This window comes from Herbaspirillum sp. AP02 (assembly GCF_015767275.1).
Taxonomy (GTDB): domain Bacteria; phylum Pseudomonadota; class Gammaproteobacteria; order Burkholderiales; family Burkholderiaceae_D; genus Herbaspirillum.
In genome coordinates this window covers 618,489-636,749 of sequence record NZ_JADWMY010000001.1, presented here as the reverse complement: position 1 = coordinate 636,749, position 18,261 = coordinate 618,489, and the positions used below count along the sequence as shown (strand labels likewise).

Genomic DNA, 18,261 nt, shown 5'->3' with positions numbered 1-18,261 from the left:
CCTTGTTGCGTGTTCTTGGGTTTCTTGTCGCGGCAAGTGCCGGTTCAGGCTTGTGGCGCGATGATCAGCGCCAGTGCCACCTTGCGTCCCTCGGCCATGAGGATGTTGTAGGTGCGACAGGCGGCCTGGTTGTCCATGCATTCCACACCGATGCGGCGCGCCGTGAGCACGGTGGTCAGCTTGGGATGGACGAAGCGCTGGCGCTCGCCGGTACCCAGGATGACCACGTCGGGCGCGGTGGCGTCGATCTGGTCGAAATGCTGCGGGGTGAGCGCCTCGAAGCTGTCCACCGGCCAGGGCACCGGCTCGGTTTCGGGCAGCACCAGCAAGCTGTTGGTGAAACGGATGGCATTGAGCTCGACACCGTCCTCATCATAGGCGGTGACGGTCTGGTATTGCTTGGTCTCGGTCGTGTGGAGCTTCATCGCAGGATGGGCAGGATGGGTTGCAGGCGCCCGGTCCGGGCAGACGGCCGGGCCGGGATGTCATGGCGACATGCATCGCGGCAACGTGGTCGTAAAGTGCGCCATTGTAGCCGTTTCCGACCCCGGCGCACGCCTATTTGATTGATAAAATGCTTAGCTTTGGGCAAAATGGCCGGTTCCCGGCGGGCCCGTGGGGTGCTGCCACCGGCCTCTTTGCACGTGCTTTACATTGCACTGCAGCAGGTACGAACATGCAGGAAAATGACGGCAAGCGTGGTAATGGAGAGGACCGCGAGGCAAAGGTTCCGGACCCGCCATGCAAGCCGAGAGACCCGATGAGATCCGATGGGGGCCAGGCTGGCCGGTCCCCTGCGAAACGATTAGAGGAAGAGCTGTGCGACCGATTCAGAAATCCAAGAAGCTGGCAGATGTGTGTTACGACATTCGGGGTCCCGTGCTGGAAAAGGCGCGCCAGATGGAGGAAGAGGGCCACAAGATCATCAAGCTCAACATCGGCAACCTGGCCGCCTTCGGCTTCGACGCCCCCGACGAGATCGTGCAGGACATGATCCGCAACATGGGCAATGCCTCCGGCTATACCGACTCCAAGGGCCTGTTCGCCCCCCGCAAGTCGGTCATGCACTACACCCAGCAAAAGAAGATCGAAGGCGTCACCATCGATGACATCTACCTGGGCAATGGCGCCTCCGAGCTGATCGTCATGAGCGTGAACGCGCTGCTCAACACCGGCGACGAAGTGCTGGTGCCGTCGCCCGACTATCCGCTGTGGACCGCGGCCGTGAGCCTGTCCGGCGGTACTCCGGTGCATTATGTGTGCGACGAGCAGCAAGGCTGGCAACCCGATATCGCCGACATCAAGAAGAAGATCACCCCCAACACCAAGGCCATCGTCGTCATCAACCCCAACAACCCGACCGGCGCGCTCTATTCGGTCGAGGTGCTGAAGGAAATCATCGAACTGGCGCGCCAGCACCAGTTGATCATCCTGGCCGACGAGATCTACGACAAGGTGCTCTACGACGGCAACACCCACACCTCGCTGGCGTCGCTGGCCGACGATGTGCTGTTCATCACCTTCAATGGCCTGTCCAAGAACTATCGTTCCTGCGGCTATCGTGCCGGCTGGATGGTGGTCTCGGGCGAGAAGAAGCACGCCCGCGACTATATCGAAGGCCTCAACATGCTGGCCTCGATGCGCCTGTGCGCCAATGCGCCAGGCCAGTTCGCGATCCAGACCGCGCTGGGCGGCTACCAGAGCATCAATGACCTGGTCGGCCCCAACGGCCGCCTGACCAAGCAGCGCGACCTGGCGCACAAGCTCCTGACCGACATCCCGGGTGTCACCTGCGTGAAGCCCAAGTCGGCGCTGTACATGTTCCCGCGCCTGGACCCGGACGTCTACCCGATCAAGGATGACCAGGAATTCGCCTACGAACTGCTGGCCGAGGAAAAGGTACTGATCGTGCAGGGCACAGGCTTCAACTGCCCCACGCCGGACCACTTCCGCGTGGTGTTCCTGCCCAATACCGACGATCTGACCGAATCCATGGGCCGCATCGCCCATTTCCTGGAGGGCTATCGTCGCCGCCACGGCACCGCCTGACCGTTTCTGCAGTACCCCGTCCTGTCCGCTGAAACGGCATGGCGGTCTTTTTCATCAACCACGAAGACAATATGAAATCCATCAAAGTAGGTTTGCTCGGCATCGGCACCGTGGGTTCCGGTACGTTCAATGTTCTCAAGCGCAACCAGGAAGAGATTGCGCGCCGTGCAGGCCGGGGCATTGAAATTACCATGGTCGCCGCTCGCAACACTGCCCGTGCGACCGAACTGACCCATGGAGAAGTCAAGGTCGTCAACGACGGCAACCTGGTGGTGAACGATCCCGAGATCGATATCGTCGTCGAACTGATCGGCGGCTACGACACCGCCCGCGATCTGGTGCTCAAGGCGATCGCCAACGGCAAGCACGTGGTCACGGCCAACAAGGCCCTGATCGCCACCCATGGCAACGAGATCTTCAAGGCCGCGCAGGAAAAGGGCGTCATGGTGGCCTTCGAGGCGGCCGTGGCCGGTGGCATCCCCATCATCAAGGCACTGCGTGAAGGCCTGACCGCCAACCGCATCCAGTGGGTGGCCGGCATCATCAACGGCACCACCAACTTCATCCTCTCCGAGATGCGCGACAAGGGGCTGGACTTCGACGTGGTCCTGAAGGAAGCGCAGCGTCTGGGTTATGCCGAGGCCGATCCGACCTTCGACATCGAAGGCGTGGACGCAGCCCACAAGCTGACCATCATGGCCTCGATCGCCTTCGGCATCCCGGTGCAGTTCGACAAGGCCCACGTGGAAGGCATCACCAAGCTGCAGGCCAGCGACATCACCTATGCCGAAAAGCTGGGCTACCGCATCAAGCTGCTGGGCATCACGCGCCAGACCGAGAAGGGCATCGAACTGCGCGTGCACCCGACGCTGATCCCGGCCTCGCGCCTGATCGCCAATGTCGAGGGCGCGATGAATGCGGTGGTGGTACGTGGCGACGCCGTCGGCGAAGCCCTGTACTACGGCAAGGGCGCCGGTTCCGAGCCGACCGCCTCGGCCGTGATTGCCGACCTGGTCGACATCACCCGCCTGGCCACGGCCGACCCGGAACACCATGTGCCTTCGCTGGCCTTCCAGCTCAATGCCATGGCCGATACTCCGGTGCTGCCCATGAGCGAAGTGGTGACCAGCTACTACCTGCGCATCCGCGTGGCCGACCAGGCCGGCGTGCTGGCCGACGTGACCCGCATCCTGGCCGATTCGACCATCTCTATCGACGCCATGCTGCAGAAAGAGCCGGCCGAAGGTGAACAGCAGACCGATATCATCATGCTGACCCACCAGACCCAGGAAAAGAACATCGAGGCCGCCATCGCCAAGATCGAAGCCCTGTCCACCGTCGTGGGCAAGGTCACCAAGATCCGCCTGGAAGAGCTGAGCTGATCCCCGGCCGGTCAAGTCTTGCCGCCAACGAAAATCGGAGCCCGCGGGCTCCGATTTTTTATTCCGGCAGGGCGGACCGCCGCGCCGGGCGATGGCCGTCCTGCTGTGTCTTACTTCTTCAGTTCGAAGCTGCACACCGCCTGCAGCATGGCATCACCCACCGACATCGGCTTGGGCTTGATGAAATCCATGCCCTTGAGCGCGTCGGAATGGTCGCGCTTGTCGCCCTTGCCATCGTTCTCGGCAAAGATGATCTCGCGCACCAGCTTCATGGTGCCGGCCTTGCAGTTGTACTGGTGCAGGTCCTTGTAGGACTTCAGCGTCGGGAAGCTCTTGTCGCCATTGTTGGGACGCGCTTCCTTGAAGTTCCACAGCGACCAGGCCTCGCGCACGCCGCCGGACTCGACGATGGAGTCGGTATCGACCAGCAGTTCGGACTGGTCGGTGCCGCCCAGCGATTGCCAGTTCTCGGCGTGGGCCGGCAGACTCGCCAGGAGGGCCGCGAACAGGCCGGTCGTTGCGAGCAGGGTCTTGGTCTTGTGATTCATGCCGTTTTCCATCCTTGTTGAGTTTGAATAGGTCTTTGACGCAGCCAGCGTGCAAACATTCCGTCAATCCGGCGCTGCAGCACGAAGTGGCGCAGCATAGCCCGGCCATGGCCGGCTTTCAAGGGTGGTAACGTTTTATTTCAGGTCTGTGATGTTCCGGGGCAATAGTGCGGTCCACCCGCGCAGCGGCGCGGCGATCAGTGCGTGGCAGGGATTTCGCGGCCGGGCCCCTGCTGCGCTTTTGTCGTAGGCCGTCTGGCCTTATAATCCAAGGCTTTCCTGCCAATTCACCCTCCAGCCGCCTGCCGGCGCTTCCTATCGACATGCAATACGTCTCCACACGCGGTCACGCTGCAACTCCTTCCTTCTCCGACATCCTGCTGGGCGGCCTGGCCCCGGATGGTGGCCTGTACCTGCCGGCGCAGTATCCGCAGGTGAGCGGTGCCGAGCTCGACCAGTGGCGCAAGCTGTCCTATGCCGACTTGGCCTTCGAGGTGCTGCGCAAGTTCGCCACCGATATTCCCGAAGCCGATCTCAAGGCCCTGGCGCACAAGACCTATACCGCCGACGTCTACCGCAACACCCGCGCCGGCGAGGATGCCGGCCAGATCACCCCGCTGCGCACGCTGGAAGAGCGCGATGGCAAGAAGCTGGTGCTGCAAAGCCTGTCCAACGGCCCCACGCTGGCCTTCAAGGACATGGCCATGCAACTGCTGGGTAACCTGTTCGAATATGCGCTCGCCAAGAAGGGCGCCGAATTGAATATCGTCGGTGCCACCTCCGGGGACACCGGCAGCGCTGCCGAATACGCCATGCGTGGCAAGAAGGGCATCCGCGTCTTCATGCTGTCCCCGCACAAGAAGATGAGCGCCTTCCAGACCGCGCAGATGTTCAGCCTGCAAGACCCCAACATCTTCAACCTGGCGGTGGAAGGCGTCTTCGACGACTGCCAGGACATCGTCAAGGCCATCTCCAACGATCTCGGCTACAAGGCTGCTAAGAAGATCGGCACCGTCAACTCGATCAACTGGGCGCGCGTGGTGGCGCAGGTGGTGTACTACTTCCGCGGCTACCTGGCGGCCACCACCAGCAACGAACAGAAGGTGTCCTTCACCGTCCCCTCGGGCAACTTCGGCAATATCTGCGCCGGCCACATTGCCCGCATGATGGGCCTGCCCATCGACAAGCTGGTGGTGGCCACCAACGAGAACGACGTGCTCGACGAGTTCTTCCGCACGGGTGTCTACCGCGTACGCAAGTCGGCCGAGACCTACCACACCAGCAGCCCCAGCATGGACATCAGCAAGGCCTCCAACTTCGAGCGCTTCGTCTATGACCTGCTGGGTCGCGACAGCGCCCGCGTCAAGACCCTGTTCCACAAGGTCGAGACCGCTGGTGGCTTCGACCTGACCGGCAAGCCCGGCAGCGATGGCGATGAATTCGCCAGCGTGATCAAGTACGGGTTCGCCTCCGGCAAGTCCTCCCACGCCGACCGTCTGGACACCATCCGCTTTGCCGAAAAGTCCTACGGCATCACGGTCGATACCCACACCGCCGACGGCATCAAGGTGGCGCGTGAAAACCTCACCCCGGGCGTCACCATGATCGTGCTGGAGACCGCCTTGCCGGCCAAGTTCAACGAGACCATCCGCGAAGCCCTGGGGCGCGACGCCGACCGCCCGGCCGGCTTCGAGAACATCGAGGCGTTGCCGCAGCGCTTCGAGGTCATACCGGCCGACGCCGCTCGCGTGAAGGCCTTCGTGGCCGAGCATACCGACCTGTAAGCATTGTTGGTTCTCCCCGATCACGCCGTCCGCGCCGCAGGCCCGGGCGGCGTTTTTCATGGGCCGCAGGCGGGCTGCGATTGCATTAGAATGTCGGGTCGCTGTATTGACCGGAATTGACCAGAAAACAGCGCGCTTCCCGCATTCCATCCCTCAGGCCCGCCATGCAATCCACGTCCACTCCTAGTCCAGACTCCCCGGTCAAGCCCGCCCGCGCGCCCATGCAAAGTGTCGCCCAGGCGCTCGACACCTTGCTCGAGGCGGCCGTGCCGGTCACCGGCAGCCAGACCATCGCCACCCTGGACGCCTGTGGCCGCGTGCTGGCCGCGCCCGTGCAGGCCCATATCAACGTCCCGGGCATGGACAATTCGCAGATGGATGGCTATGCGGTACGTGCCGCCGATTGCGCCTCCGGCCAGGCGCGCCTGCGGGTGTCGCAGCGCATTCCCGCCGGTCACGTCGGCCAGCCGCTGGAAGCCGGCACGGCCGCCCGCATCTTCACCGGCGCCATGCTGCCCGAGGGCGCAGACGCCATCGTCATGCAGGAAGCCTGCGAGGTGGACGGTGACCACGTCGTGATCCGCCATGTGCCCATCTGCGGCGAATGGGTCCGTACCATCGGCGAAGACATCTGCCAGGGCAGCACCGTCCTCGACGCCGGCACCCGTCTGCGCCCGCAGGAACTGGGGCTGGCGGCTTCAGTCGGCCAGGCCGAACTGGAGGTATTGCGCCGGGTACGGGTGGCGGTGTTCTTCACCGGCGACGAACTGACCATGCCCGGCGAGCCTCTCAAGCCCGGTGCCATCTACAACTCCAACCGCTTCCTCCTGCGTGGCCTGCTGCAAAAACTGGGTTGCGCCGTCAGCGACTACGGCATCGTTCCCGACAACCTGGCCGCCACCCGCCAGACCCTGCGCGAAGCCGCCCGCGAGCATGACCTCATCATCACCAGCGGTGGCGTTTCCGTGGGCGAGGAAGACCATGTGAAGCCGGCCGTGGAAGCGGAAGGGCGCATCAACATGTGGCAGATCGCCATGAAACCCGGCAAGCCCCTGGCCTTCGGTCAGGTGCGGCGCGGAGAAGAGGGCGCGGGCGAAGCGTTCTTCATGGGCTTGCCCGGTAATCCTGTCTCTTCCTTCGTCACCTTCCTGCTGTTTGTACGACCTTTCCTGCTGCGTCTGCAGGGCCTGCCACGCGCAGCCGTGTTGCCGCAGGCAGTGAGCATGCGTGCTGACTTCGACTGGCCCCGCGCCGACCGCCGCCAGGAATTCCTGCGCGTGCGCCGCAATGCACTGGGCGGACTGGATCTCTTCCCCAGCCAGGGCTCGGCGGTCCTGACCTCGACCGCCTGGGCCGACGGCCTGATTGACAACCCGCCCGGACAGACCATCGCCGCCGGCGACATGGTGCAGTTCCTGACCTTCGATCATCTGCTCAACTGAACCATCAAGGAATTTCCTTTCATGAAAATCGAACTCCGTTTCTTCGCCAGCGTGCGCGAAGCCCTGCAGACCTCGCAGGAAATCATCGAGTTGCCGGACAGCGTCAAGACCGTCGGCGACGTGCGCGCCTTCCTGATGGGACGCGGCGGCATCTGGGCCGACGTGCTGGGGCCGGAAAAGAACCTGCGCATGGCCTACGACCATGACATGACCGAGGCCGATACCGAGATTGCCGAGGGCGGCGAAGTGGCCTTCTTCCCGCCGGTCACCGGTGGCTGACATGGGCACCCGTCGGGATCCCTCGGTCGGCACGATTGCGCACTACAGCAGCAATGCGGAGAGCTTTCGCGAAGGCACCTGGGATCATGATGTCAGCCAGAACATGGCGGCGTTGCTGGAGGCCTTGCAGACCAGAGCCGGCCAGGCCGGACAGGGACCCTTCACGATTCTGGACTTCGGCTGCGGCCCGGGACGCGATCTGATCGAATTCACCCGGCGTGGCCATGTCGCCGTGGGCCTGGATGGCACTGCCGAGTTCGTCGAGATGGCGCGTGCGGCCAGCGGCTGCGAGGTCTTGCACCAGGATTTCCTGCAGTTGGACCTGCCATTGCAGCGCTTCGACGGCATCTTCGCCAATGCCTCGCTGTTCCATGTGCCTTCGGCCGCGCTGCCGAACGTGCTTGTCCGGTTGCATGCCAGCCTCAAGCCGGGCGGCATCCTGTTCAGTTCCAATCCCCGCGGGGAGGACCTGGAAGGCTGGAGCGGTCCCCGCTATGGCGTCTGGCATAGCCTGGAAGGCTGGCGCCGTTACCTGTTGCCAGCAGGATTCGTTGAATTGCGGCATTATTACCGCCCCGACGGCTTGCCACGTGAGCAGCAGCCGTGGTTGGCCAGCGTCTGGCAAAAAACAGAAGACCGGAGCTAAGCAAACCACCAGGACATTCGACATCCGGATTCTTTAGGAGGAGACCAAGCCTGCGCCAAACAGGCTTGCGGAGGGGCTGCACAAAAGACATCGTCCATCGATGCGCATTCATCCACACCTGAAGAAGGAACCATCTTGATTTCGACCCATCTGGCCGCCTGGGCGGCCCAGGACACGCAGTTGCTGCTGGTCACGCTGGCGGCATTGATCGCCATCGTGGTGCTGATCAGCTTTCTATCTATCGCACCCTTCCTGTCCATCCTCATCGGCACCTTCATCGCCGGCATCGGCGCCGGCCTGCCGCTGGAAGAGATTGCCAAGGCCTTCAGCAAGGGTGCCGGTAGCCTGTTGGGCGAGGCCGGCATCATCATCGCCCTGGGCGCCATGCTGGGCGCGCTCATGGCCGAGTCCGGCGCGGCCGACCGCATCGTCAATACCCTGCTGCGCTACGCGCGTGGCAGCATCATTCCCTGGATGATGGCACTGGTGGCCCTGGTGGTCGGCCTGCCGCTGTTCTTCGAGGTCGGGCTGGTGATGATGGCGCCGATCATTTTCGTCATGGCACGCCGTTCGCAGTTGCCCATCATGCGCGTGGCCATTCCCGCATTGGCCGGCATGACCACGCTGCACGCGCTCTTGCCGCCGCACCCCGGCCCCTTGATTGCCGTGTCGGCCCTGCATGCCGACCTCGGCACCACCATGCTGCTGGGTTTCATCGTCGCCATTCCGGCGGTCATCATTGCTGGACCGCTGTATGGCAACTTCCTGGCACCGCGCCTGAACCTGGCCGAACCGGACCAGATCGGCAAGCTCTTCAGCGCCCGTGAAGGCCAGTCGCAGCCGGGCTTCGTCGCCTCGCTGGTGACCATCCTGCTGCCGGTGGCGTTGATGCTGGGCCGTACCGTGGCGCGCATCTGGGTCACCCCCAAGACCGAGCTGTTCGAGATGCTCAACTTCTTCGGCGAACCCATCATCGCACTCACCGTCACGGTGCTGTTTGCCGTGGTGGTGCTGGGCTGGGGCCAGGGCAGCAGCCGCTTCGAGGTGGGTGCCACGCTGCGCCGCGCCTTGCCGCCCATCGCTGGCCTGCTGCTGACCATCGGCGCTGGCGGCGGCCTCAAGCAGACCCTGCTGGCCGCCGGCATCAGCGACACCATCACCAAGATCGCCACCGGCACCCACATGCCGCTCATCCTCCTGGCCTGGATCATCGCCGTGGCACTGCGCCAGGCCACCGGTTCGGCTACCGTCGCCACCACCGCCACCGCCGGCATCGTCGCGCCGTTGGTGGCGGGCCTGTCGGCGACCCACAATTCGCTGATGGCCCTGGCCATCGGTGCCGGCTCGGTGTTCTTCTGCCACGTCAATGACGCCGGCTTCTGGATGGTCAAGGAATACTTCGGCCTGAACCTCAAGCAGACCCTGGCGACCTGGTCGGTGATCCAGACCCTGGTCTCGGTGATCGGGCTGGGCATGACGCTGCTGCTGTGGGGGCTGATCGTCTGATCGTCTGATCGACGCGTGCTCGCGGGCAGGGCTGCGCTGGTAGAATCGCAGCCCTGCCTTTCACTTTCCGTCCAGCCATGCCTGTCCGCGTCCAGACCGCCGATTTCGATCTTTCCACCGAAGTGGCGCAACTGCGCCTGTCCAATCCCCGCGTAGGGGCGGTGGTGAGCTTCGTGGGCACGGTGCGAGATCTCAATGAGGGCGCGGCCGTCTCGGCCATGGAGCTGGAACACTATCCGGTCATGACCGAGCGCGCCCTCGAGCAGATCGTGGAACAGGCCAAGGCGCGCTGGCCCATCTTCGATGCGCTGGTGATCCATCGCATCGGCCCCATGCAGCCGTTGGAGCAGATCGTGCTGGTGGCGGTCACCTCGCCCCATCGCGGCGAAGCCTTCGCGGCCTGCGAATTCATCATGGATTACCTCAAGACCCAGGCGCCGTTCTGGAAGAAGGAACAGACGCCGGACGGCGCCCGCTGGGTTGATGCCCGCGAGAGCGACGACACTGCGCTGACCAAGTGGAAACAATAAGGCGTCCTGCCTCGGGAGCTTGATCCCGGCGCCGGCCGCCAAGGGCGATCACAGGGGGAAACCGTCTTGCCACTGAAGTTTCAATTTCCACGTTTACCACGCATGCCGCGCATTCCCGGTCTGCCGACCACGGCCACCGCGCCATTCTGCCCGTCCGAAGTGGCGGGCTCGGTCGCTGTGCCGGCCGGTGCCTCGGTCTGGCAAAAGCTGCGCATCTACGTCGGCCCCGGCCTGCTGGTGTCGATCGGCTACATGGACCCGGGCAACTGGGCCACCTCCATCCAGGCCGGTTCACAGTTCGGCTACCAGCTGCTGTTCGTGGTGATGCTCTCCAGCCTGGCCGCCATCGTGCTGCAATGCCTGTGCGCACGCCTGGGCATCGCCACCGGCAAGGATTTGGCGGTGCATTCGCGCGAACACTACCCGCCCGCCGTGGGCAAGGGCATGTGGGTGCTGGCCGAACTCTCCATCATCGCCTGCGACCTGGCCGAAGTGCTGGGCTGCGCACTGGCCTTCAACCTGCTGCTGGGCGTATCGCTGCCGGTGGGCGTGCTGCTGACCGCGCTCGATACCCTGATCGTGCTTGGACTGAAGGGCAGGGGCTTCCGCCAGGTCGAGGCCATCATCCTCGGACTGGTCGTCACGATCGCCACCTGCCTGCTGGCACAACTGGCCTTCGTCAAGGCCGACTGGCACGAAGTGATGCAAGGCTTCGTCCCCTCGCTGCAGGCCATCTCCAGCCGCGAGCCGCTGTATCTGGCCATCGGCATCATCGGCGCCACCGTGATGCCGCACAATCTCTACCTGCATTCTTCCATCGTGCAGACCCGCAGCGTGCGGCGCGATCCGGCCTCCCTGCTGGAAGCGGTGCGCTACACCCGGGTCGATACCACGATCTCGTTGCTGATCGCCATGGTCATCAACGCCACCATCCTGATCCTGGCCGCCACCGCCTTCCACAAGAGCGGCAATACCCAGGTCGCCGAGCTGGATGAGGCCTACCATCTGCTGGACCCCATCACCGGCTCGGCCATGGCGGCCATCCTGTTCGGCGTGGGCCTGTTCGCGTCTGGCCAGAGCTCGACCTTCACCGGCACCATTGCTGGCCAGGTCATCATGGAAGGCTTCCTAAAGCTGAAGATTCCCTGCTGGCAGCGCCGCGTCATCACCCGCGCCCTGGCGCTGGTGCCGGCGCTGATCGGCGTGCTTACCCTGGGGCCGCATTCGGTGGGCAAGCTGCTGGTGGCCAGCCAGGTGGTGCTGTCGCTGCAGTTGCCCTTTGCCATGTACCCGCTGATCCGCCTGACCAGCCGTGCCGACCTGATGGGCGAGCTGGTCAACCGCTGGTGGGTCAGTGCCACGGCGTGGCTGCTGTTCGTGGCGATTTCGGCCGCCAATGTGTGGCTGGTGTGGCAGGTGTTTGTCGCTTGAGCACAGCCTTATTTTCACATCAAACTATCATCTTTATCCTGGATTTTCTGGTTATTGATGATAGTATGATGTGTATATGAAGAACTCCTGCACCCTGCAACTGCATATCGACGGCGCCTGGCGCGACGCGGCTGCCCTGTCGCTGACTGGCCCGCTCGAGCAGGGTATGGGCGCGCCGTCTTTCCTGGTCTATGAAGCCGCGCACGTGGTGGACTACCAGGATAGGCGCGATGCGGCTGCGGTGTCGGTCAATGTGCCGGTGAGCTTCGACGCTTTGCAAGAAAGCCGGTGGCCGGCTTTTCTGATCGATCTATTGCCGCAGGGCTATGGCCGTGGCGAGTTGCTGCGCCAGCTTGGCTTGGACGAGCGTGCCGAGGCCAGCGCCGACTGGCCGCTGCTCTGCGCCGGGGCTGGCAATCCCATCGGGAACATGCGCGTGCTCGAAGCCTGGCAATGGGCCCAGCAACGCAGCGGGCCGCTGTTGCGCGGATTCGGCATCGATGAAATCGCCGCGCGTTCGGAAGACTTCAGCGAATACCTGGCCCAACACGGCTTGTTCCTGGCCGGCTCCTCAGGGGTGCAGGGGGAATGGCCGAAGATTCTGTTGACGCGCGCGCGCGACGGCCTGTTCTACCTGGACCACGCCTTGCCCGATGAACTGGCCGAACGCCACTACATCGTCAAGTTCGGGCGTGGCCCCGATCCTGATCTGGCCAACATCCTGCGGCTGGAAGCCCCTTACATGCAGTTGGCCGCCAGCCTCGGCCTGAAGGTCCACGATGCGCTGGAACTGCATGGCAAGGCCTTGTTCATCCCGCGTTTCGACCGGGAGCTGCGCCACGGCCGGGTGGTGCGTCATGCGCAGGAAAGCATCGCCTCGCTATGCGGGGTCACCGGCTTTGCCGCGACCCCGTCGCACAATGCCGCCTGTGCCCGGCTGGGCCAGGTCGCCACCGATCCGATGGGGGAGATCATCGAATACCTCAAGCGCGACATCGCCAACATCGTCTTGCGCAACCGCGACAACCACGCCCGCAACACCGCCATACGGCGCGATGCGCAGGGGGCGATCGGACTCACGCCGCTGTTCGATTTCGCGCCGATGTGGTTGCATCCCGATGGCATCGCCCGGCGCATGCGCTGGGAGCACGATGACGGCGGCTCGCCGCAGTGGGCCAGCGCCATCGAGCAGGCCTGCGATGTCGCCCGATTGGATGCGGCACCGGTGAGGGCGGCTGTGCGCGAGATGGCCGGACCGCTGGCGGGTTTGCTGGAGCGTGCGCTGGCGCTGGGCATCGAAGCGCCATTCCTCGACCCGTTGGCCGTCACGCTGGCCCAGGTCCGTACCCAGCTGGAGGCGCTTTGAATGGACAAGCGCTTCAAGCCTCTCACTGCCATCGAGCAATTGGAAGAACGGCGTGCGCTGTTCGATGAACTGGCCGCCGATCCGGCCCTGCCCATTCCCGCCGTGATCCGCAAGATCCGCACCACCTTGCGCCTGACCATTGCCGAATACGCCAAGCTGTGCGGCGTATCTGCCCGCACCTTGCAGGATATCGAACGCGGTGAGTCCAGCCCCACGCTGGCCACTGCCGACAAGCTGCTCAAGCCGGTCGGCATGAGCGTGGGTGCGGTGGCGCGCAAGCGCACATGAAAAAGGCGGCCCTGATGCTACATCAGGGCCGCCTTTCCACTACCTTAGCCTGGTTCAGTTGCGCACTGCCGCCTGCGACTTGCCGCTCCCCGGCGCCAAGACCACCGTGCAAGTCAGCCCCGAGGCCAGCAGTACATGTTCCGGCACCTTGTCGAGCTGGATGCGCACCGGGATGCGCTGCGCCAGCCGCACCCAGTTGAAGGTCGGGTTCACATCGGCAGTCAGTTCGCGGCTTTGCGGATTGTCACGGTCATAGATACCGCGGGCGATGCTGTCGACGTGGCCTTCCAGGGTGGCGCCGTTGATCAGCTGGATCTTGGCGCGGTCCCCGATGGACAGCAGCGGCAGCTTGGTTTCCTCGAAGTAGGCATAGACCCAGAAGGAGTGGCTGTCGATCAGCGCGATCTTGGCCGCGCCGGCAGCCGCGTAGTCGCCGCGACGCACGGAGAGGTTGGTCACATAGCCATCCACCGGGGAGAATACCTTGGTGCGCTCCAGGTTCAGTCTGGCCGTATCGCGCTGCGACAGGGCCGCCTGGTATTGCGCCTGGGCGCCTTGCAGCTGGGCCTGGGCGGCTTCCAGCTGGGCTTGCGAAGCGGTGACCTGGCTGCCGGCATCTTCGCGGGCTTCCCGTGAGACCACCAGCGCATCCACGTCGGCCCGGCGCCGGGCCTGGGCGCGGCGCATGGCCAGGTCAGCGCGGCGTGCCTCGACTTCGGCACGGCGCACATCCAGCTCTGCCTTGCGCGCGGTGACGGCGGCTTCAGCCTGTTGCAGTGCCAGCGTGTAGCGGGCCGGGTCGATTTCCATCAGCAGATCCCCCTTCTTGACCAACTGGTTGTCACGCACCGGCAGGGCCACCACCTGACCGGAGACGTCCGGCGCGACGTTGACCACTTCGGCGCGCACCCGGCCGTCGCGGGTCCAGGGGGAATGCATGTAGTGCTGCCACAGGCTCCAGGCGAGCAGGATGGCCAAGAGGAAAATCACCGAAGTGACGAGGACGCGGAAAATCGATTTGACCGACATGGTGAACTACTCCTGATGGTTTCTTTATCTTTTCTGAAGTGATGGGTTTGGCGCAGAAGGCAGTAAAGCCGATGTCCGCTAGCGATACACGAACAGCCCCAGCAAGGCGGCCAGGCAGACGAACAGGCTCACGCGGAACAGCGCCGGGTGCCAGGTCAGGTCGTAGAAGCCCAGCCGCACCAGGACGCGGTCCGCCGCCATGGCCAGGATGGCGGCCACCACGGCCAGCAGCAGGACCGTTGGAATGTAGGCATCGAAGAAGGAAATCTCACGTGGCATGGCGTTCTCCGGAAGCAGGGTTGGCACCGGCGCGCATGGTATGCAGCGGCGATTGCTGATCGAGCAGGGCGGTGCGGATGAAGTGCAGGTAACTCAGGGTGCGTTGCAGACGATGACGCTCGCTACGTTCGCGGTAATGCGGGCCGATGGCGGTCTGGACTTCGACGATGGTGGCGTCATTGGCGTCCAGCGCCGTCTGCAGGGTCGCCGCCGACGGCCGGGCGAACAGGGCCGGGATGGCTTCACGCAGGCGGTTCAGTGCGGCATAGGCGGACGGCGGCAGCAGGTCCGGGGTTTCGGTGCGGATGCCGTGCAGTTCGGTACGCAGTTCGATGATGGCGTGGCCCACTTCCAGGGTGGCAAACATCCAGCCCAGCGCCTTCTGGCGCAGGACCGGGCGACTGCTGGTGAGGATCGTGATCTGGTGCATCAGGTCGCGGGTGCCGCTTTCGAACTTCAGCGCCAGGCGGCCCAGCTTGCCGAAACAGGCGTCCACCACCTGCTTGCGCAATTGCTTTTCCAGCACGCGCACGGTCCAGTCGGTGGTCGGCGGCAGCAGCAGCATGAAGGCCACGGCCGTCACCAGCAAGGACACCACCAGTGCCACCGATTCGTTCAGGTAGCCGGCCGCGTTGAAGTGGGCGAAGTTGTCCGGTACCGCCAGGAAGGGAAAGAAGATGCAGATCCCCAGGCCGTAACCGGCCCATTTGGGTTTGGTGGTCAGCCAGACGGCCAGCATCAGTACCGGCATGAGCGCGCTGGCCAGCATCCAGTAGCCATCCAGGCGCGGCAGGATGTGGAAGGTGTAGACATAGCCGGCCACGGCGGCGAAGAGCACGCCGATGGCGACCGTACGGGTGGCCTTGGCCGGGTCGGGTGCGGCCGAGGTGATGGCGCAGAAAGCCGCCGCGTTGAGCACGGCTACGTCGCCGCTGGGCCAGCCACTGGCGATCCAGAACCCGGCCAGGCACAGCATCACGATGGCGGCCCGGGCACCGGCGATCAATGCCGTGGTCATGCTGGTCTTGGGGGCGTAGGAATGCTCCCATTGCTCGCGCTCGTGGTGGCGCTGGTTCAGCGAGGCATAGGTCAGGGTGTAGGCATGCAGTTCTTCGACCACGCGGTACAGAAGTTCAGATGCCGTATCGAAATCCAGCATGGCGCTGTCGCTGTCGCACTGTTCGGCCAGCGTGCCTCGGGTGGCGCGCACGCGGCGCGGCAGCTCGCGCTTGAAGGCGTCCAGCTTGAGGGCGGCATCGGCGGCATCCACTGCACTCATCACCGGCTCGCCGCTGGCGCGGGTCAGCAAGGGCTGCACCTCGCGGAAATAGGGCGAGATGGCGGCGATGACCACCTGCGCACCGGGCGCGGGATTGGCGTGCAACCGGTTCATCAACTGGTGCAGCGCGTGGACGCGGGTGGACAGCGCCATGAATTCGCTGTTCATGCGGCTCAGGCGGCCGCTGCGCAGGCGCACTTCCGGGTCTTCGAAGATGGCCGAGCTGCGCAGGGCTTCCAGGCCGATGATGTCGCCCACGAAGCGGGCATTGGTGGCTTCCAGCTGCTTGCGGTCGTTGCTGCCGCCCAGGGTGGCGCTGATCAGGTCGACGAAGGCGGTGAAGCGCCCCCGGATGATGCGTACCAGCCCCGGTGCGCTGGCCTGCGGGAACACCAATGCGCTGACCAGGCCCACGCAGACGATGCCGACCATGATCTCGGAGACCCGTGTCATCACCGAATCGAAGGTAATGGCCGGATGCAGCGCGGCCGGCAGGCCGATCAGGGCCACCGTATAGCCGGACAGCACGAAGCCGTAGGAGCGGAAGTTACGGTTGTGCGCCGAGCCCACCGTGCACAGCCCGATCCACAGGGCCGAAGCCAGCAGGAACAGCTCCGGCGTCTGCGCGAACAGGCCCACGAAGATCACCACCGCGGCCGAGCCGACCAGGGTGCCGATGACCCGGTAGAAGCTCTTGGCCAGGATCATGCCGCTTTGCGGCTGCATGACGATGAAGACCGTGATCAGCGCCGAGCGCGGCGACTCCAGGTCCAGGCCGTAACCGATACCCAGTGCCAGCAGGCCAGCGAAGACCATCTTGAACACATAGACCCAGGTCGGGGCATCACTGCGCCACCAGTCGCGGGCGGCCTCATGCAGCTGCGCTTTCAGCGACAGGGCAGGGCTGGGCGTGCCGGGCGTGTTCATTGCGCGGCCACCTGGTCATCCGCCGGCGCGGGGCCATTGTCCATGCCTCCGCCCAGGGCAGTCTGCAGTGCCGCATAGGCTACCAGGCGCTGGGCCTGCAATTGCTGCACGATCTGTTGCTGGCGCAGCCATTGGGTCTGGGCGTGCAGGATGTTGAGGTAATCGGTCAGGCCGCGCTGGTAGGCGCGGGTAGCGATATCCACGTTCTTTTGCGCGGCTTGCACCGATTGCTGCGCCTGTTGCTGCTGGCGCGCGACCGATTGCAGTGTCACCACCTGGTCGGAAATGCCTTTGAGCGCTTGCGAGAGCAGGGCGTTGTAGTGTTCCACCTCGATGTCATAGCCGGCGCTGGCCGCACCCAGTTGGCCACGCAGGCGGCCACCCTCGAAGATGGGCAGGGAGATGGCCGGGCCGTAGGTGGTCTGGATGTTGGGCGCAGACAGGAAGGAGAACAAGCCGCCACCGGCGGCCGCCGGGCCGATGCCGGCCAGCAGGTTGATGTTGGGGTAGAAGGCCGCCTTGGCCACGGCGATGCCCTTGCCGGCGGCCTCCACGCGCCAGCGGGCGGCGCTGATGTCCGGGCGGCGACCCACCAGGTCGGCCGGCAGCGCGCTGGGCAGGCCGATGGCGGCCTGCAGCTGCAGGGTGGGGCGGGTGACGCCGTCGGCGGCACCGGGGCCTGCGCCCAGCAATGCGGCCAGCTGGTTGCGGATCAGGGCGATGCTCTCTTGCAGGGCTTCGATCTGGCGCCGGGTTTCCGGCAGCGGGGCTTCGGCCTGGGTGATCTCAAGCTGGGTACCGAGGCCACCCTTGAAACGACGATGGGCCAGGTCGAGGATCTTCTGTTCTTCCTTCAGCATGGCGTCGGTGTTGTCCAGCAGGCCGTATTGCAGGGCCAACTGCACATAAGTGCGCACCACATTGCCTTCCAGGTCGAGCTGGGCGGCGCGGGCGTCGGCCGCTACGGCGTGCATCTCGTCCTCGGCACGCAGGGTGGCGTTCTTGTTGCGATCCCAGAGGTCGACGTTATAGGACAGGCCCAGGGTGGCGGTGTTGTTCCAGGTCAGCTTGTCGCGGAAGGCGGCGCCGTAATAGACGTTATCGGACCAGTCCTTGCGGCCGACTGCCACATCCAGCTGGGCGCTGGGCAGCTCGCCGGCATGGGTGGCCACGGCCAGCGACCGGGCCTGGCGCACGCGGGCGGCGGCCACTGCCATGCTGGGGTTGCCGGCTACGGCGCGGCTCACCAGCTGGTCCAGCTGCGCATCGCCATAGACCTGCCACCAGGCGCGTTGCGGCCAGCCGGCCTCGCTGCCGGCCTGGCGGATGGCCTGGCCGGCGTCCAGCACGGCGACGTCGCGGACCTGCGCTTGCGGCTGGATGCCACCCTGATCGGCGCAGCCGGCCAGTGCCGTTGCAATTGTCAGCGCCAGCGCAACGACCTTCAGATCCGGCAGCTTGGAGAACGCGATAGGTTTCATGGGATTGCCCAAAAA

The 18,261-nt window shown here is 64.6% G+C and carries 17 protein-coding genes; 11 read left to right on the top strand and 6 right to left on the bottom strand.

Annotated elements, in window-relative coordinates:
• Window positions 1-44: 44 nt before the first annotated feature.
• A complete protein-coding gene (locus I5R65_RS02775; protein ID WP_077237067.1) occupies window positions 45-425 on the bottom strand; it encodes an Mth938-like domain-containing protein in 381 nt (126 codons plus the stop codon).
• Between the two features lie 394 nt (window positions 426-819).
• Here I5R65_RS02775 and I5R65_RS02770 point away from each other — a divergent pair, with 394 nt between their 5' ends.
• Complete coding sequence (locus I5R65_RS02770) at window positions 820-2,049, top strand: pyridoxal phosphate-dependent aminotransferase (RefSeq protein WP_180668705.1); 1,230 nt, start codon at window positions 820-822, stop codon at window positions 2,047-2,049.
• Window positions 2,050-2,120: 71 nt separating this feature from the next.
• Window positions 2,121-3,431, top strand: a complete 1,311-nt coding sequence (locus I5R65_RS02765) for a homoserine dehydrogenase (protein ID WP_180668704.1) — start codon at window positions 2,121-2,123, stop codon at window positions 3,429-3,431.
• A gap of 110 nt (window positions 3,432-3,541) precedes the next feature.
• On the opposite strand, the gene I5R65_RS02760 is transcribed toward I5R65_RS02765, so the two are convergent.
• On the bottom strand, window positions 3,542-3,979 hold the full coding sequence (locus I5R65_RS02760) for a surface-adhesin E family protein (RefSeq protein WP_180668703.1): 438 nt from the start codon (window positions 3,977-3,979) through the stop codon (window positions 3,542-3,544).
• Window positions 3,980-4,302: 323 nt separating this feature from the next.
• Here I5R65_RS02760 and thrC point away from each other — a divergent pair, with 323 nt between their 5' ends.
• The 9 genes from thrC (at window position 4,303) to I5R65_RS02715 (ending at window position 13,251) form a co-directional block, all read left to right on the top strand.
• Window positions 4,303-5,763 carry a threonine synthase gene (gene thrC, locus I5R65_RS02755; protein WP_180668702.1) on the top strand — a complete coding sequence of 487 codons (1,461 nt, stop codon included), beginning with the start codon at window positions 4,303-4,305 and terminating at the stop codon, window positions 5,761-5,763.
• A gap of 221 nt (window positions 5,764-5,984) precedes the next feature.
• A complete protein-coding gene (glp, locus tag I5R65_RS02750) occupies window positions 5,985-7,205 on the top strand; it encodes a gephyrin-like molybdotransferase Glp (RefSeq protein ID WP_370460946.1) in 1,221 nt (406 codons plus the stop codon).
• 21 nt (window positions 7,206-7,226) lie between these two features.
• Complete coding sequence (moaD, locus tag I5R65_RS02745) at window positions 7,227-7,484, top strand: molybdopterin converting factor subunit 1 (protein ID WP_180668700.1); 258 nt, start codon at window positions 7,227-7,229, stop codon at window positions 7,482-7,484.
• A gap of 1 nt (window position 7,485) precedes the next feature.
• Window positions 7,486-8,130 carry a bifunctional 2-polyprenyl-6-hydroxyphenol methylase/3-demethylubiquinol 3-O-methyltransferase UbiG gene (locus I5R65_RS02740; protein WP_180668699.1) on the top strand — a complete coding sequence of 215 codons (645 nt, stop codon included), beginning with the start codon at window positions 7,486-7,488 and terminating at the stop codon, window positions 8,128-8,130.
• Between the two features lie 135 nt (window positions 8,131-8,265).
• Entirely contained in the window at window positions 8,266-9,636 is a 1,371-nt protein-coding gene (locus I5R65_RS02735) for a gluconate:H+ symporter (protein ID WP_180668698.1), read from the top strand.
• A 77-nt stretch (window positions 9,637-9,713) separates the two neighbouring features.
• Window positions 9,714-10,166, top strand: coding sequence for a molybdopterin synthase catalytic subunit MoaE (gene moaE, locus I5R65_RS02730; RefSeq protein ID WP_180668697.1), 453 nt, complete (start codon window positions 9,714-9,716; stop codon window positions 10,164-10,166).
• 102 nt (window positions 10,167-10,268) lie between these two features.
• Window positions 10,269-11,597 (top strand): Nramp family divalent metal transporter, encoded by a 1,329-nt coding sequence (locus I5R65_RS02725; protein WP_180668696.1) that lies wholly within the window; start codon window positions 10,269-10,271, stop codon window positions 11,595-11,597.
• A 76-nt stretch (window positions 11,598-11,673) separates the two neighbouring features.
• Window positions 11,674-12,963: a type II toxin-antitoxin system HipA family toxin gene (locus I5R65_RS02720; RefSeq protein WP_180668695.1), complete on the top strand. Its 1,290-nt coding sequence runs from the start codon at window positions 11,674-11,676 to the stop codon at window positions 12,961-12,963.
• Window positions 12,964-13,251, top strand: coding sequence for a helix-turn-helix transcriptional regulator (locus I5R65_RS02715; RefSeq protein WP_006462616.1), 288 nt, complete (start codon window positions 12,964-12,966; stop codon window positions 13,249-13,251).
• 54 nt (window positions 13,252-13,305) lie between these two features.
• On the opposite strand, the gene I5R65_RS02710 is transcribed toward I5R65_RS02715, so the two are convergent.
• The 4 genes from I5R65_RS02710 to I5R65_RS02695 all read right to left on the bottom strand — a co-directional run bounded on the left by I5R65_RS02710 (window position 13,306) and on the right by I5R65_RS02695 (window position 18,246).
• Window positions 13,306-14,280 (bottom strand): HlyD family secretion protein, encoded by a 975-nt coding sequence (locus I5R65_RS02710; protein ID WP_180668694.1) that lies wholly within the window; start codon window positions 14,278-14,280, stop codon window positions 13,306-13,308.
• A 78-nt stretch (window positions 14,281-14,358) separates the two neighbouring features.
• On the bottom strand, window positions 14,359-14,559 hold the full coding sequence (locus I5R65_RS02705; RefSeq protein ID WP_180668693.1) for a DUF1656 domain-containing protein: 201 nt from the start codon (window positions 14,557-14,559) through the stop codon (window positions 14,359-14,361).
• Window positions 14,549-16,765, bottom strand: a complete 2,217-nt coding sequence (locus I5R65_RS02700; RefSeq protein WP_180668692.1) for an FUSC family protein — start codon at window positions 16,763-16,765, stop codon at window positions 14,549-14,551. The genes I5R65_RS02705 and I5R65_RS02700 overlap by 11 nt, the downstream gene beginning before the upstream one ends.
• Window positions 16,762-18,246 (bottom strand): efflux transporter outer membrane subunit, encoded by a 1,485-nt coding sequence (locus tag I5R65_RS02695; protein ID WP_180668691.1) that lies wholly within the window; start codon window positions 18,244-18,246, stop codon window positions 16,762-16,764. Before I5R65_RS02695 ends, I5R65_RS02700 begins: the two co-directional genes overlap by 4 nt.
• Window positions 18,247-18,261: the final 15 nt, after the last annotated feature.